The 15,451-nt window shown below is 68.4% G+C and carries 10 protein-coding genes; 1 reads left to right on the top strand and 9 read right to left on the bottom strand.

Annotated features, from left to right (window positions below):
• Positions 1 to 51: 51 nt before the first annotated feature.
• The 6 genes from Amac_RS24760 to Amac_RS24735 all read right to left on the bottom strand — a co-directional run bounded on the left by Amac_RS24760 (position 52) and on the right by Amac_RS24735 (position 7,214).
• Positions 52 to 1,206 (bottom strand): Glu/Leu/Phe/Val dehydrogenase dimerization domain-containing protein, encoded by a 1,155-nt coding sequence (locus Amac_RS24760; RefSeq protein ID WP_155356785.1) that lies wholly within the window; start codon positions 1,204 to 1,206, stop codon positions 52 to 54.
• Positions 1,206 to 3,065: a thiamine pyrophosphate-binding protein gene (locus Amac_RS24755; protein ID WP_218041260.1), complete on the bottom strand. Its 1,860-nt coding sequence runs from the start codon at positions 3,063 to 3,065 to the stop codon at positions 1,206 to 1,208. The genes Amac_RS24760 and Amac_RS24755 overlap by 1 nt, the downstream gene beginning before the upstream one ends.
• A 245-nt stretch (positions 3,066 to 3,310) precedes the next feature.
• Positions 3,311 to 4,477 (bottom strand): acyl-CoA dehydrogenase family protein, encoded by a 1,167-nt coding sequence (locus Amac_RS24750; protein WP_155356783.1) that lies wholly within the window; start codon positions 4,475 to 4,477, stop codon positions 3,311 to 3,313.
• Positions 4,444 to 5,379 carry a DMT family transporter gene (locus tag Amac_RS24745; protein WP_218041259.1) on the bottom strand — a complete coding sequence of 312 codons (936 nt, stop codon included), beginning with the start codon at positions 5,377 to 5,379 and terminating at the stop codon, positions 4,444 to 4,446. Before Amac_RS24745 ends, Amac_RS24750 begins: the two co-directional genes overlap by 34 nt.
• Complete coding sequence (locus Amac_RS24740) at positions 5,376 to 6,599, bottom strand: metal-dependent hydrolase family protein (protein WP_155356782.1); 1,224 nt, start codon at positions 6,597 to 6,599, stop codon at positions 5,376 to 5,378. The genes Amac_RS24745 and Amac_RS24740 overlap by 4 nt, the downstream gene beginning before the upstream one ends.
• Positions 6,600 to 6,869: 270 nt before the next feature.
• Positions 6,870 to 7,214: a hypothetical protein gene (locus Amac_RS24735; RefSeq protein WP_155356781.1), complete on the bottom strand. Its 345-nt coding sequence runs from the start codon at positions 7,212 to 7,214 to the stop codon at positions 6,870 to 6,872.
• On the opposite strand from Amac_RS24735, the gene Amac_RS24730 reads away from it, so the two are divergent.
• The gene (locus Amac_RS24730; protein ID WP_155356780.1) at positions 7,198 to 8,823 is read left to right on the top strand and encodes a S9 family peptidase; all 1,626 of its coding nucleotides are present in this window, start codon (positions 7,198 to 7,200) and stop codon (positions 8,821 to 8,823) included. The two genes, Amac_RS24735 and Amac_RS24730, sit on opposite strands and share 17 nt — an antisense overlap.
• A gap of 598 nt (positions 8,824 to 9,421) precedes the next feature.
• Here Amac_RS24730 and Amac_RS24720 read toward each other — a convergent pair.
• From Amac_RS24720 to Amac_RS24710, 3 genes are all read right to left on the bottom strand, one after another.
• Positions 9,422 to 10,972, bottom strand: coding sequence for a glycoside hydrolase family 43 protein (locus Amac_RS24720; RefSeq protein ID WP_155356779.1), 1,551 nt, complete (start codon positions 10,970 to 10,972; stop codon positions 9,422 to 9,424).
• Between the two features lie 79 nt (positions 10,973 to 11,051).
• On the bottom strand, positions 11,052 to 13,991 hold the full coding sequence (locus Amac_RS24715) for an endo-1,4-beta-xylanase (protein ID WP_155356778.1): 2,940 nt from the start codon (positions 13,989 to 13,991) through the stop codon (positions 11,052 to 11,054).
• Positions 13,992 to 14,018: 27 nt separating this feature from the next.
• Entirely contained in the window at positions 14,019 to 15,398 is a 1,380-nt protein-coding gene (locus Amac_RS24710; protein ID WP_155356777.1) for a glycoside hydrolase family 5 protein, read from the bottom strand.
• Positions 15,399 to 15,451: the final 53 nt, after the last annotated feature.

Below are 15,451 nucleotides of genomic sequence, written 5' to 3'. Positions count from 1 at the left end.
CCTCCCGATCATCCCCACCAACCGCGACAGAACACGGCACGAACCGGCGGTTCATCGGGTTTCCAGGATGCGTTCGCTGAGGGTGTGGGCGATCTCGCGGGGCAGCCCGCCGGTGGTCGTGGACTCGGTGAGGATGTCGGTGACCACTCGGCGCATCCAGGTGCGGATCTTGGCGAAGGCCGCGTCGGCTTCGGCGGGGATGTCGCCGAACAGCGTCCACCACCACCAGGAGTTGGTGGCCGAGTTGGCGACCACGTCTGGGACGACGATCACGCCGAAGTCCCGGAGCAGTGCTTCGGCGTCCGGCGTCACCGGGCAGTTGGCGGCTTCGACGATCAGGCGCGCGGTCACCCTCGGGGCTTCCTCAACGCCGATGCAGTACGACACCGCCGCCGGAACCAGCACATCGCATTCCAGGTCGAGCCAGGCGTCCCTGGGCAGTTTCTCGTCGGTGGCGCGCAGCCGGGAACGGTCGATGCGGCCGTGTTCGTCCCGGGTGAGCAGGAGCGTCTCCACGTCCAGCCCGTCCGGGTTGGCGACCACGCCCTCGCTGTCGGCGATGCCGACCACCAGGACCCCAGCACGGGCGAGGAAACGCGCGGTCGCGCCGCCCATCGAACCGAACCCCTGGATCACCGCCGTCGCCCTGCGATCGGGGATCACCAGATCGAGGGCGGTCAGTGCCGCCTCCGCCACTCCGCAGCCCCCAGCGAGATCACCGAGTCCGATCCCATCGACGGTCACCGAGAACGCCTCGTCGAGGCCTTTCAGCGCCGCGTCCGGGTCGGCGAGCAGCGGCAGCACGGCGTCGATGGACGTGCGCAGTCCCGCCTCCTGACAGGCGGCGTCGATCGACTCCTGCCGCAGGCCCAGATCCTCACCAGTCGCCCAATAGGTCTGCAGCAGCGGCTTCATGGCACTGATGTACCGCCGCAACATCCCAGCCGCCCCCGGATCGAGCGGATCGCAGTCGATACCGCCCTTGGCCCCACCCAGCGGCTGATACCGCAGCCCCGGCTCATAGGCCAGCGCCTCCTTACGGCTCATCCCCAGAGCCAGGTCCGCGACCTCAGCCAGCGTGACCCCGGCCCGCATCCGCAACCCGCCACTGCTCACCCCCCGGCCCAGCCGATCGATGACCAGATATCCCGGCCTCCCGGTCACCTCATCGGTCCAGGTCACCTTCAGGTACGGCTCCCGCGCCATCACGCCTCCCTCAAAACGATCACAGTGGGCCCCGAAGCGTGCAACGCCTTCCCAACCGCCTCCCCAAGCTCCTCCGGCGTGTCCACGGCAACCCCACCCGCGCCATACGCCACGGCGAGACCAACGAAGTCGGGATTGTGCAGATCGACCGCCACGGGCAGCATGCCGCGCGCCACCATTTCCGCCCGGATCTCGCCGTATCCACCGTTGACGGAGATCACAATCGGCAACGGGAGGCCAAGTTCCACCGCTGTGGCCAATTCCTGAACGCTGAACTGAAACGCGCCGTCCCCTGCCAGCACAGCGACCGGCCTTTCCGGGTAGGCGATCTTGGCTCCGATGGCGGCGGGGAGCGCGAAGCCCAGCGTGCCGAAACCGGTCGGATAGAGAAACCGCCCCGGCGGATCAATCGGCAGACCGCCGAGCGCACCGTAGTAGCAGAACATCGAGCTGTCAGCGGTCACGATCGTGTCCGCGGGAAGCACATCCCTGACGGCCTTGAGCTGGGAACCCCACCGAGCCGCAAGCGCCTCCAACTCGGCATCCCGCCGAGCCCAGAGAACGGAATCCGACCGCCCCACGAGCGACTGGGCATCCCACCCTGCCCGGACAACGGAATCCCGCCGCTCCGCGAGTGGCCCGGCGTCCAGTGGCTCCCGCGGAACATGTTCCGGTTTCTGAGGTATCGCCGGATGGGTGAGCAGGGCGTCCAAGGCGAGGTACGCGTCGGCGACGATCGGGATCATGGCGGGGAGGTCGCCCTGCATCTGAGCGGGATCGACGTCGATTCTGATGAGTTGGCCGGTCAGGCGGAAATCGTCTATCCAGAAATCCGAGGGGGCCAGTTCGGTGCCGATCGCGAGGACGACGTCGCACGTGGCCAGCCAGGTCTGGACAGCCGGCAGGTGCAGGGTCGCGCCGAGGGCCAGCGGGTGCGACTCGGGGACGGCCGCTTTGCCGTTGGCCGTGGTGACGATGGGTGCGCCGGTGCGTTCGGCCAAGATGAGGGCGAGGGTCCCGGTGCGGGAATGGTGGGCGTGTGACTCGGGGACGGCCGCTTTGCCGTTCGCCGTGGTGACGATAGGTGCGCCGGTGCGTTCGGCCAGGGCGAGGGTCCCGGCGCGGGAGTGATGGACGTGTGAGTGGTCGGCGTGGGAGTGGTCGGCGTGGGAGTGGTGGACGCCGCCGCCGAGGACGATCGCGGGGCGCAGGGCCGTACCGAGCAGGGTGGCGGCGGATGCGATGGCGGCGGGGTCGGGAGCGCGGGGCGGAACCTGGAACGGGGTGGCCGGGGGAACGGACGTGGGGAGGTCGAGGAGGTCTACCGGGATTTCCAGGTGGATCGGGCGGGGGCGGCCCTCGGTGAAGGAGGCGAAGGCGCGGGAGAGGGCGGCGGGGATCTCCTCGGGGGAGGTGACGCGGTGGCTCCAGGCGCAGAGAGAGTCCAGGGCGCGGGACTGGTCTTTGGATTCGTGCAGGTAACCGCAGCCGAGGCGGGGATGGGTGAGCGGGACGCCGGGTGAGATGAGCAGAACGGGGGACGAATCTGAGTAAGCCTGGGCGAGCGCGGCGGCGGCATTGAGGACAGCCGGGCCTGTCGTGGTGAGGACGACGCCGGGGCGGCCGGTCGCCCGTGCGTAGCCATCGGCGGCGTAGCCCGCGCCCTGCTCGTGGCGGGTGGTGACGCAGCGAACGCCCGCCTCCGCCAACGCCTGGTAGATGGCAAGGTTGTGCGTGCCGGGAATGCCGAAGACCGTGTCCACTCCATACGCGACCAGGGTCAGGGCCAGCACGTGCGCGGCGGTCGTCGTGCTCGGACCGCCAGCCGATACGCGAGCAACCCCACCCGCGACGTTCACGTCCGCACCGCCGGACGATACACGAGGAGCATCACCCGAAACGCTCGGATCCGGGCCACCAAGCGACATATGAGGAGCACCTTCCGAAACGCTCGGATCCAGGCCATCGAGCGATACACGAGGAACGCCACCCGAAACGCTCGGATCCAGGCCATCGAGCGATACACGAGGAACGCCACCCGAAACGCTCGGATCCGGGTCGCCGAGTGGTCTGCGAGGAGCGCCAGCGTCGTCGTCTACGGGGGTCATGTGCGGGCCAGGGAGCGGGAGATGATCAGGCGCTGGATGTCGGAGGTGCCTTCCTCGAGTTCCTCTAGCTTGGCGTCGCGCATCCACTTCTCGACCAGGAATTCGCGGGAGTAGCCCCAGCCGCCGTGGGTTTGCACGGCGGCCCAGGTGCACCACATCGCGTGTTCTGAGGCCGTCAGCTTGGCGATCGCGGCCTCTTCGGTGACGGTCGCGCCGGTGTCGTACAGTTCTGCGGCACGCATGGTTACCAGTCGTGAAATATCCGTCTTGGTGGCCATGTCGGCGAGGCGGAAGGCCACCGACTGGTGGTCGATGATTCTGACGCCGAACTGTTCGCGGTCCTTCGCGTAGGCGAGTGCGGTGTCGAGGGCGGCCCGGGACAGGCCGGTGCAGGCGGCGGCGATCAGGATGCGAGAGGCGTCGAAGGTTCGCATCAGGCCGTAGAAGCCCTGGCCCTCCTCGCCTAGCCGGTTCTCCACCGGCACCCTGACCCCGTCCAGGAACAGCTCGGCGCAGGCGATGCCACGCTGGCCCATCTTGGGCATCGGGTTGCCGATCGTCAGGCCGGGGGTGTCGCGTTCGACCACGAAAGCGGTGATGCCTTTCGACCGGGTTCCCGGCGCGACAGTGGCGAAAATGACGAAATAGTCGGCGAAAGGTGCGTTGGAGATCCAGGATTTCTGGCCGGTCAGGACGTAGTGGTCGCCGACGCGTACCGCCCGGGTGGTGATCGCGGCGGCGTCCGAGCCGACGCCCGGCTCGGTGGTGGCCAGCGCGGTCAGCGGCGGATCCGCGGAGCAGAGCGGCGTCAGGAAGCGTTTCCGCTGCTCTTCGGTGCCGAGTTCGAGCACGGGCGCGGCGAAGAAGCCGTTGGAGGTGACCAGGTTGCCGATCGCGATGTCGCCATGGCACAACTCCTCCTGTACCAGGCACTGGGTGACCAGATCGGCCACCCCGCCCCCGCCGTACGTCTCGGGAATCATGAACGAGGTCAATCCGATCCCAGCGGCTTTGGCCCAGATCTCCCGGGGCAGCACGTGATCGGCCTCGTCCACCTCCCGGGCGCGCGGCCGGATCTCGGCGGCGGCGAATTCGCGGGCCAGCCGGACGGCGTCCGCCTGCTCCTCGGTCAGCGCCCGGGCGGTACGGGGGACGCGGGACATGTCGCCTCCTCAGGAAGCCAGTGGGGGACGGCCGCCTCGCGCCGAGGCCAGGCGACCAGGATCATCGCGGCGACCACGCAGGCGCCGCCGGCGAGGACGGGCCAGGTGAGCGCCTCGTCGTAGAGGGCGAAGGCGAAGCCGGTGGCCCACAGCGGTTCCGCCGAGATGACGACGGCGGCGGCCGTGGGCGGGACGTGGGCCTGCGCCCAGGTCTGGGCCAGGAAGGTGAAGGCTCCGGCGATGGTGGCCAGGTAGAGGACCCCGGCCCAGTCGGCGGGGGTCGCGGGCGTGGCCACGCCGCCGGGCGCGGCGGCCGCCCACATGATCACGGTCAGGGTGAGGATCTGGATGATCGACAGGGGGTACGCGTCCCCGGGGCTGGACCAGCGGCCGAGGGCGACGATGTGCACCGCGTAGAGGGCGGCGGAGAGCAGGGTCAGCGCGACCGGGCCCGGCGCGATCTCGCCGCCGGTGTCGCCGCCGCTGAGCAGGGTGAACGCGGCCATTCCGGCGGTGGCCAGGGCGACCGCGACCCAGGTTCTGCGTTCCGGCACGGTTCTGGTCCAGACCCAGGCCAGTAACGGCGTCAGCACGAGGTACGACCCGGTCACGAAACCCGACACCGACGACGGCAGTTCGATCAGCGCGAGGGTCTGGACGACGAGGGCGGCGCCGTACACCAGGCCGAGGGCGATTCCGGTCAGCCAGGTGCGGCGGGTGAGTCCGAGGAGGGATCTTGGCCGGATGGCCACCAGGACGGCGACCGCGATCGCGAAGCGCACGGCGTACAGGTCCGCTACGGGTAGGCGGAGCAGCATGTCCTTGGTCAGCGGGAATGTGGAACCCCAGATCGCGGTGACGCTGACCAGGGCGGCGATTCCGGCGAGGTAGGAGCGGTTCACCCGAGCTCGTTCTTGACGACCGCGCCGCCCTTCATCACGAAGGGCACGTGCTGAAATTTCTGGATATCTAGGGTGCCGGGGATGGCGATCAGGTCGGCGTACCTGCCGGGGGTGAGCGAGCCCACCCGGTCTTCCCAGCCCATGCATTCAGCGCTGGTCAGGGTTGCGGCGCGGAGGGCGGCCACGGGGGTCATGCCGTGTTCGACCATGGTGGCGAGCTGGCGGGCCTGGAGGCCGTGCGGGAAGCCGCCCGCGTCGGTGCCGAAACCGATCTTCACGCCGGCTTTGACGGCCTTGGCGAACGCGGTGCGCTGGGCTTCGGCGGTCTCGTCGTTCTTGCGGAGCTGTTCGGCGTCGTAGCCCTGGGACGGGCCGGTCTCGGTGATCCAGTCGGCCCACCAGATGTCGGCGGACAGGTAGGTGCCGTGTTCGATCATCAGGTCCACGCCCTCGTCGTCGAGGAAGCAGGCGTGTTCGATGGAGCGCACGCCCGCGCGGATCGCGCGTTTGATGCCTTCGGTGCCGTGGGCGTGGGCGGCGACATAGCGGCCGTACCAGGAGGCTTCCTCGACGGCGGCGCGGAGCTGGGGCTCGGTGAGTTCGGGGGCGCCGGGGACGGTGCCGTTGGCGAGGACCGCGCCGGTGGCGATCACTTTGATCAGGTCGGCGCCGTTGAAGATGATCTCGCGGACCCGCTCGCGGATGTCGTCCACGCCGGAGGTCTGGCCGAACCGGAACTCACGCGGCAGCTCGATGTCGGGCGCGAGGCCGGTGACCATGCCCCCGCCGCCCTTGACGGTGATGTACGCCCCTGCGACCGCCATCCGGGGCCCCAGGATGTGCCCGGCGTCAATGGCATCCCGTAGTGCCACATCCAGAAATGCCCGAAATGTCCCTACATCGCGGACGGTGGTGAATCCAGCCATCAGCGTGTCGCGGGCATTGGGCACCCCGGCCAGAGTCTGCTGGGCGGCGCTGTACTTGAGCTCCTGCGCGTAGTCACCACAGGCCGCGACACCGACCAGGTGAGTGTGCAGATCGATCAGCCCAGGCGTTACCGTCACGTCGCCCAGATCGATCAGTTCACCCTCGAACGCGACCTCGGCGACAGGGCGGACATCGACCACCCGCTCCCCCTCGATCAGGATCACCTGATCGTCGAGCACCCGCCCCGCGACCACGTCCACCAGCCGCGCACACCGCACCGCCTTGTCCGCCATCGAACCCCCCTTTCCTGATTCGCCACTCAAACACAGCACTCTTTACCTTGGCAATAGTCATTCACTACGCTCCATCCCTGAGCAAGGGGGTACGCGGATGCGCCCGCAGGACCTGGCAGCCGACCGGCTGCTGACAGAGCTGGACGTCGCTCCGAACGGGGCGCTCGCAGCCGTCATCGAACGCCGCGTGGTTCGCGGCAAGGAACACCACCGCCTGCTGACCGTCCCAATCCCGAGCGCGGGATCCCAGCTCGCCGCTTCGGAGACGGCTCAGGGATTGCCGGTCGCCACCGAGAAATCGATCGATTCGGATGGCGGGCCTCCGGTCGTCGCCGCGAAAGCACCGATCGCTTCCGGCGAAAGGCGGCCAACCGTCGCTGCGAAGACATCCATCGCTTCAGACGAAGGGCCGCCGAGCATCGCCGCGAAGGCACCGATCGCTTCCGGCGGAGGGCGGCCGGTCGTCGCCGCGACATCCATCGCTTCGGGCGAGAGGCCGCCGAGCATCCCCTCGAAGGCACCGATCGCTTCAGGTGTCGCTGCGACCGTGATCGCGCTGGAGGCGTCGACTCCGCGTTTCTCTCCTGATGGACGCACCTTGGCGTATCTGTTCAAGGACCAGTTGCACACCCGGCCCTCGTCTGGAGGTCCGGCGACCAAGGTCACGTCATTTCCGAAGGGCGTCACGGACTACGCCTGGTTTGGGGCGTCCTTCGTCGTCGTCGCTCCCGACGAGGACTCTCCGGTCATGTCGGGGAAATCGACCGCGCGGGTGATTCGTCGGCTGGATTGGCGCGAGGACGGCCACGGATTACGGCTGCATCCCACCCACCTGCATCTGATCGGGCCTGACGGCAGGACGGTCCGCCTGACCTCGGGTGAGTGGTGGGCGTCGAGTCCGCGGGTCGCGCCCTGCGGGACGAAGGTGGGCTTCATCGCCGATCCCCGGCCCGACGCGGATCTCGACCCGAATCCGCAGGTCTACGAAGTTCCGCTGGCCGGAGGGCCGATCACTCTGGCCAGTTGGGTCGCGGGTCCGGTGACGCGCTTCTCCTACGACCCGGACGGAACCGTCATCTGCGTCGCGGCCCCGTCACGCCGCCCGACCGACTTCGAGAACGAGCAGCTGTGGCACACCGTTCCGGATAGATCCCCCATCTCCCTGACCGGCCACCTCGACCGGTTCTCCGGCCAGGCTCCGACCACGGACGAACGCCTCACGGTCACCTGCGACAACGGCCGGGAGATCGCCCAGCGGGTGACGGACACCGGGATCGTCGATCTAACCCCCGTGCGACTCGACCCGGTCGTCCACGCGCTGGCCGCCGCCGGCGGCGTGGTGTGCGCGATCGCGACCTTCGGCGGCGCGGCCCGCCCCGATCTCTACCGGCTCACCCCGGAAGGCGACCCAGAACTCCTGTTCCGCTCGGGCGTGGCCTGGCTGTCCAGCTTCGAACGCCCCATCCAACGGGAACTCGAAATCGACGGCATCCAGGTCTTCCTGGTCGGACCCCCCTCGGACGAACCCCTCCCCGTGATCCTGCAACTCCACGGCGGCCCCGCCTGGGCCTGGCCGGTCGAACCCGACACCGACGCCCTACTCCTCGCCGCCGCCGGTTTCCTGGTCGTCCGCCCCAACATCCGCGGCTCCTTCCACCGCGGGTACGCCTTCGGCGCCGCCCTAGGCCCCAACTGGGGCGACCCTGACGCCGAAGACTGCCACACCGTCCTGGACGCCCTCATCACCCTCGGCCTCGCCGACCCCACCCGAATCGGCTGCTACGGCAACTCCTACGGCGGCTTCCTCACCAACTGGCTAATCGGCACGTCCGACCGCTTCCGGGCGGCGGTCAGCCAGAACGGCGTCACCAACCAGATCTCCAGCTTCGCCGCCTGCGACCTAGGAGCGATCTACGACGTGGACTCAGCCCTCGGCGACGTCTGGACCCCAGAAGGCATCGACCACCTCTGGAAGATCTCCCCACTCCGCCACGTCGCGACCATCACCACCCCACTCCTGCTCCTCCAAGGCGAACAGGACCACCGCTGCCCACCCTCAGACGCCGAGCAGATGTTCGTCGCCCTCCGCCGCCTCGGCCGCAAAGTCGAATACATCCTCTACCCCGACTCCGACCACTCCCTCACCCACACCGCCCGCCTGGACCGCCGAATCGACCGCACCGAACGAATGATCGCCTGGTTCCAGACACACCTACTGGATTGACCCTCCCCAACGCCACCAAGCACGTACGAGGCTCCAGGCTCCTCGCCGTTATCCGGCGCCGTTCACCACCGCGACACTTCTCACCGCACCGGCGCCAAAAGGGACCGCCGCACCGGGGCGGGAACTCTCAGGAATGGGAGTTCCAAACCTCCGCGCCGACACACCTACTGGATTGACCCTCCCCATCGCCACCGAGCACGTACAAGGCTCCAGATTCCTCGCCGTTATCCGGCGCCGTTCAACACCGCGACACTTCTCACCGCACCGGCGCCAAAAGGGACCGCCGCACCGGGACGGGAACTCTCAGGAATGGGAGTTCCAAACCTCCGCGCCGACGCGCCCAGCACTCTCGTCCGGCAGGCGGATGGAGCTTCGAGGAGATCCTCTCCGACTGCCCAGGCCTGGAGCATGAGGACATCAGGCAAGCATCTCCGAGCACCACAAACAGCCCAGGCCTCGAATCCCCAGCAGAAAGCACAGGGATTTCAAGCCTCGGATGCCCGGCCCGGCCTCTCTTGGCGCCGGTGCGGCGGGATGGGGTGCGGTCGTGAACGGCGCCGGATAACGGCGCGGAAGGCAGCCGCTCGGGACGTGGGTCTCAGATGGGTTGGTATTCGAACCAGTCGAAGGAGGCGGTGTTGGTGGTGGGGGTGCCGTTGGAGGTGGCGTACAGGGCGATCATGGTGCCGGTGAAGCCGCCGGAGGTGGTGGAGCTGAGGAGGCGGCCGTCCACCGGGCCGCCCAGGTCCCGCCATTCGCCGGGTGCCTCGGCGTACCTGAAACGGTAGTCCTGGCCGTGGGCCTCGACGCCGAGCCAGGTCCTGCCCGCGTGTGACTCGGTGGTGGCGACGACGGTGTCGACCCCGGACGCGCGCCGGATCAGCGTTAGGCCGTGTGCGGAGCGCGCGAACCTGATCTGGTATTCGTCGTTCTGGATCAGCGCGAGACCGGCGCTCTCCGCGCCCTGTGGCTGGAACTCCAGGACGGTGTGGGCGGCGAAGTCCATGTGCTGCTGGCGCCGGGCGATGAGGCTGGGATTGCCCCATTCTGTCAGCGTCTGGGGGCGCAGGCTCAACGTGAGACGGCTGTCCGCGAGGCTCCAGTACGGCTCTCGTGGGGTGCGCAGATGGTTCCAAGCCGGAGACAGCCGTGGCCCGTCGAAGTGGTCGCAGGCGGGGACGGCGGGCCAGTGGTGGACGGGGAGGGCGGGGGCGGGCATTTCGGGCTGGACGAGGTCGTAGACCGGCCAGTCGTCTTCCCAGTGGACGCTGGTGAGGAAGGTTTCTCGGCCCAGGTTGTAGCCGCTGTCGGCGCGTACGGCGGCCATGGTGAGCGGGCCGGAGGCGGGGCCGCCGTAGGGGCGGGTGGCCAGGAGGACGGACCACCAGTCGCCGTCCTGGGTTTGCACCAGGTCGGGGTGGCCGGTGCTGGTGATCGGGTGGCGGAGGCCGAGGTGGCGGTGGGTGAGGATGGGGTTGCGGGGGTTGGGCTCGTAAGGGCCGGTGATCTGGTCGGCGCGGGCGACCATGATGGCGTGGCCTTCGGCGGTGCCGCCCTCGGAGGTCAGCAGGTAGTAGCGGCCGTTGACCAGGTAGATGTGCGGGCCTTCGGCCCAGATGCCGCCGCGTTGTACGGGCTCCCAGATGACGTGTTCCTCGCCGACGAGCTTCATGGTGGTCAGGTCGAGCTCGCGGAGCCAGATCTCGGTGTCGCCGTCGTATTGTTTGGCGGCCTTCTCGCGGGCTCCGCACATCCACGCGCGCCCGTCGTCGTCGAAGAGCAGCGACGGGTCGAAGCCGCGCGTCTCGGGGAACCAGATCGGGTCGCTCCACGGCCCGGCCGGGTCGGTGGCGGTGACCAGGAAGTTGCCCGGTTCGTCCATCAGCGTGGTGATCATGTAGAAGACGCCGTCGTGGTGGCGGATGGTCGGGGCGAAGATGCCGCCCGAAGGGCGTACCCCGTCCAGAGCCAGTTGCGACGGGCGGTCGAGCACGTGCCCGAGCTGACGCCAGTGCACCAGATCCCGGCTGTGGAAGATCGGCACCCCGGGAAACCACTCGAACGATGAGGTGACGAGGTAGTAGTCCGCGCCGACCCGGCACACCGAAGGGTCCGGATGGAATCCCGGAATAACAGGGTTCGTGAACATGAGTCTCCCCGAACACAGCTGCCGGGCCCCGCACGCTGCGGAAGGGTGGGGCCCGGCAACTGCTCTTATTTGAACATGTTTACTTTGCGAGTTGTAGGACGCCCCAGCGGGATGTGTTGAGGTAGCTCTGGCCGGTCGGGTCGTTCCAGGTCACGGCGGCGGTCCGGGTCGGGCCGGTGGCGTCGTTGACCTGGAGGTCGAAGCCGAGGAGGGCGTCCTTGGCCAGGGTGACCGTCGGGAGCTTGATGGCCGCCTCGACGATGTAGCCGGTCGGGGTGAGCGAGACCGCGCTGGTCAGGTTGTCGCGGATGCCGAAGGCGTCGAAGGTGCCGCCGATGCTCTGGTGGCCCGTGAAGCTGATCCGGTACTGCCCGTCGTCATCGTCGTAGCCCTTGGTCTTGTTGTTCTCCGGGTCCACGAAGATCTCGACCGAGTCCTCCTCGTACGCGTTGGGCGACTCCTCGCTGAGCACCGGATCGGTGACCCGCGCCAGCACGTACAGCGTGCCGTTGTGCCACAGCGCCTTGACCTTGGCGGTCGCCCCGGAGGTGCCCTGCACCCAAGTCCCGGTGGTGACCTCCTTGGCCTTGCTCCACACCGAGTCCACGGTCCCGTCGACCACCGGCGTGCCCTTGGGCGCCGAGGTCGTCTTGATCGCAGGCAGCAGACTTATGGTGCCATTCCACGAAATTTCCGGACCGGTGGCGTCGTCGACGACCACCTTGACTTCGGTCGCCGTACCAGAGGGAAGTTTGGCCTCCACCCGGTAACCGTCGTCGGTCTTCTTGGCGTGCGCCTTGAACCCCTGCGCGTGCGTGCCACCCCGCTGGATCCTGTACGCCGTGCCCCCCACCGTGAACGTCACCGTGTCGGTCTTGTTGTTGGTCGCGTCGACCACCTCACCGAGCACGTAAAGCCCACCGGAAGCGCTCCGCACCTGGAACCCGGCCGACAGGTTCCCAACCCGGGCGATCGGCGCGTCAGGCAGGTAATCCCACACGACATCCCGCTTCCCGTCCACCTCCACGCTCCCGGCCGGCGCGTTCAACTGCCGGCTCAGCGGCGGCAGCTGCGAAGGATCGGCGATCCCCCAGAACGCGGGCTTGGCCTGCAACTCGTCGTCGAACGGCAGCGGCGGATTGAGCCGCGTGATCGGGAACGACGACAGCCAGGTCGCGTCGTCGGCCACACCCCAGATGGTCACCGAGGTCAGCTTCGACGCCTGCCGCCGGAACACATCGAAGATCTCCTTGTACCGGTGCCCCTGCTCCGCCAGCACCGCCGCCGGAACGGTCGCGTAGCTGCTGACGAAGTCGGTGTACACGCTCACATCCAGCTCGGTGACCTGCTGCTCGACCCCGAGCTGGGCGAACCGTTCGATGCTCGACTCGATCCACGAGGCCGGCGCCTGCTCGATGTTGACGTGCAGCTGGTGCCCGACCGCGTCGATCGGCACACCCTCCTGCCGCAGCTGCTTGACCACCTTGAACATGGCCTCGCGCTTGCGCGGGAACTCGGTGTTGTAGTCGTTGAAGACGAGCGTCGCGTCCGGGTCCACTTCGCGGGCCACCCGGAAGGCGGTCCTGATGTAGTCCAGCCCGGCGATATTGAACCACGGCGAGCGGCGCAGCCCGTCGGGCTGGTTCTCGTCGATGACCTCGTTGACCACGTCCCAGGTGCCGATCCGGCCCTTGTAGCGGCCCATCACGGCGCGGATGTGGTTCTCGATCCGCTGGAGCAGGATCTCCTTGGTGGCCCCGGCGAACACCCAGTCGGGCGTCTGGCTGTGCCAGACCAGCGTGTGCCCGCGGAACTGCAGGTCGTTGTCGGTGGCGAAGTCCACCAGCGCGTCGCCCTCGGCGAAGGTGAACACGCCCTCGGTCGGCTCGGTGGCGTCCCACTTGAGCGCGTTGCCCGGGGTGACGCTCTCGTAGTGCTTGTTGATGAGCTTGGCGTGCTCGCCCAGGGTCGCGCCCCGGTAGAAGGCCGCGCCGAGGGTGAACGGCACGGTGTCCTTCAGGGAGGGGATGTCGGTCTGGATCGGCTTGGGCGCGATATAGGTGAGCGAGAAGTCGTCGATGTCGAACGGCAGCGTGCCGGTGTCGGACTCGACGTACACGCTGAGGAAGTCGTGGTCGTAAGCCAGCGTGTACGTCCCCGCCAGCTTGGTCCACACCCCGGCCGCGAGCGCGGTGGGCGCCACGACGCGCTCGTAGCTGGGCGTGCCGCTCAGCCGCCGCTCGATGGACAGCCCGAGGTTCTGCGCGGTGGCCGAGCGCACCCACACCTCGAGGGCGTATTTGGAGCCCTTGGCCATCTTGCCGAGGATGTTGCGGGCCGGGCCGTCCCAGGAGGCGGAGCGGTTGGTGACGGCCAGGCCGTACGAACCGGCGTGGGCGGCCGAGGTGGACGCCGCCAGGGTGGACGACCCGCGCGGCGCCCAGCCCTGCGCGGCGCCGGTCTCGAAGTCGGTGGACAGGCCGGACTGGGTGGGGTCGGAGTCGGAGCTGAAGACCACGTCGTCCAGGTAGAACGCGACGGTGTCGCCCGAACTCTCGAAATACAGGTTCAGCGTCGAGTCCACCGAGAACGAGTACGCCCCCGAGATCTCGACCCAGGCCGCGTCGGTGACGGTGGCCGCCCCGATGCGCTCGTAGGTGGTGCTGCCGCCGGACGGCGTGCGCTCCATGGTGAGCGCGACCGTCGAGGACGGCTGGCCCGGTAGCGCCCGCGCCCACGCGGTGACGTTGTAGGTGATGCCCTTCTCGAACGGCGGCGTGATGGACGTGCCGTGCCAGTTCGCGGACCTGCCGGTGACCGACAGGGACTGCGCCCCGCCGTGCGCGGCGGCCGTGGTGGTGGCGACGGAGACCCCCGCACCCCGTGGCGCCCACCCCCCGGCACTGGTCTCGTAGTCGTAGCTGGCGATGGTGACGGGATCGGCCAGCGCCGGGGGCGCGAGCAGCCCGGCTAACAGTCCTAGGAAGGCAGGGATCACCCAGTATCGGGCCGTGCGCATGAGGGGGCTCCTGGTCAGGTGGGAGTGTTACGGGTTTCGCGTGATGTCGTCGGTGAGCAGGTCGATGAGCGGCTGGCGGCGGACGCAGTTGGCCAGCGCGAAGGAGTCGGCGAGAGCGACCAGCTCCTCGTCGGAGCAGCCGCGCAGCAGCTCGGCGTATTCGGGCACGAGCGCCTGCGCGATGAGGATGTGCCGCACCAGGTCGTCGATCTGGTAGCGCGCGCCCCACGGGTAGGGGTTCCAGGACGGGAATTCGGTGTCCATCAGCCGGTGCAGCGGCGCGAGATCGCTGGCCGACTCCTCCATGGTCGACCCCCAGCGGTCCGCCCCGAGCCGCTGCTTCTTGGCGATGAAGTCCCCGAACCTCTCCATGTACGGCCCCGCCGCCCCGGCCAGCCCCTGCAGCCCGACGTCCTTGTACGTCCAGATCGACCACCCGGCCGCATGCGCGTTGTAGATCTCCAGCTGGTCCCTGAGGATCTGGTACCGCTGGGCGTCGGTCTCCGCGTTCCCGGTGTAGACGGGCCCGAACTCGCCCACCCAGATCGGCGTCCCGGTCTCCCGCTGGAACGCGGTACGCTTCTCGAAGGCCTGTTCGAGCTGGTCGCGGTCTACCCACTCGCCGCGCGTGTAGCCGGGGTAGGGCCCGCCGTGCGCGAAGCCGGCCAGCGCGTAGTCGTGGCAGACGAAGACCGTGTTCTCGTACACCTCACGGAAGATCGAGAAGTCGGTGGAGTAGGTGTTGCCGTCCAGGAACAGCACGTGCCCGGGGTCGATCGCGCGGATCGCCTTGACCAGCCGGTCGTAGAGCGGTCCGATCACCTGGCCGCGCACGTCGCCGGGCTCGTTGATCGGGTTGTAGCCGGCCACCCACGGGTTGTCCTTGTACCGGTCGGCGATGGCCTCCCACAGGTGCACGGCCCGGTCCTGGAAGTTCCGGTGCTGCCAGAAGGAGGCCACGTGCGTGGGGTTGTCGCTGTGCCAGTGCTGGTTCTGCGATCCGGGCAGCGCGTGCAGGTCGATCACGCTGTAAATTTCACGCGCGCCGAGCAGGCCGACGACCCGGTCCAGCTGCCGGAAGCCCTGTTCGATGATCTCGAACGGCTGGTCGTCGGACTCGAAGTGGTGGTAGTTCACCGGGATGCGCACGCAGTTGGTGCCCATGTCGCGGAGCAGGTCCGCGTCGGCCGCGTCGAAGAACGAGGTCAGCAGCCGGTCGAAGAACATCTCATAGCGCTCCTCGCCCAGCACGTCCCGGACGGCCAGCCGCATCGCGGTCTCGTTGGCCGGGTAGCCGGTGATGAAGTTCTCCATGTTCAGCCAGCCACCGAGGCCGACGCCGCGAAGTCGTACCGGCCGTCCAGTTGAGTCGGTGAGGTGGGATCCGGTCACGCGCAAGTCGGGCATCGACGCTCCTGAGCTCTCTGAAAGTTTCGGATATCAACCGAATATTTCGCAAA

It is taken from the genome of Acrocarpospora macrocephala, from assembly GCF_009687865.1.
Lineage (GTDB): Bacteria > Actinomycetota > Actinomycetes > Streptosporangiales > Streptosporangiaceae > Acrocarpospora > Acrocarpospora macrocephala.
This window is presented reverse-complemented; position numbering and strand designations above follow the sequence as displayed.

Bases quoted from the DNA above. Each gene is read 5' to 3' on its own strand.
- Amac_RS24760 (WP_155356785.1), bottom strand. From the start codon at position 1,206: ATGGCGCGGGAGCCGTACCTGAAGGTGACCTGGACCGATGAGGTGACC.
- Amac_RS24750 (WP_155356783.1), bottom strand. From the start codon at position 4,477: ATGTCCCGCGTCCCCCGTACCGCCCGGGCGCTGACCGAGGAGCAGGCG.
- Amac_RS24740 (WP_155356782.1), bottom strand. From the start codon at position 6,599: ATGGCGGACAAGGCGGTGCGGTGTGCGCGGCTGGTGGACGTGGTCGCG.
- Amac_RS24720 (WP_155356779.1), bottom strand. From the start codon at position 10,972: ATGTTCACGAACCCTGTTATTCCGGGATTCCATCCGGACCCTTCGGTG.
- Amac_RS24715 (WP_155356778.1), bottom strand. From the start codon at position 13,991: ATGCGCACGGCCCGATACTGGGTGATCCCTGCCTTCCTAGGACTGTTA.
- Amac_RS24710 (WP_155356777.1), bottom strand. From the start codon at position 15,398: ATGCCCGACTTGCGCGTGACCGGATCCCACCTCACCGACTCAACTGGA.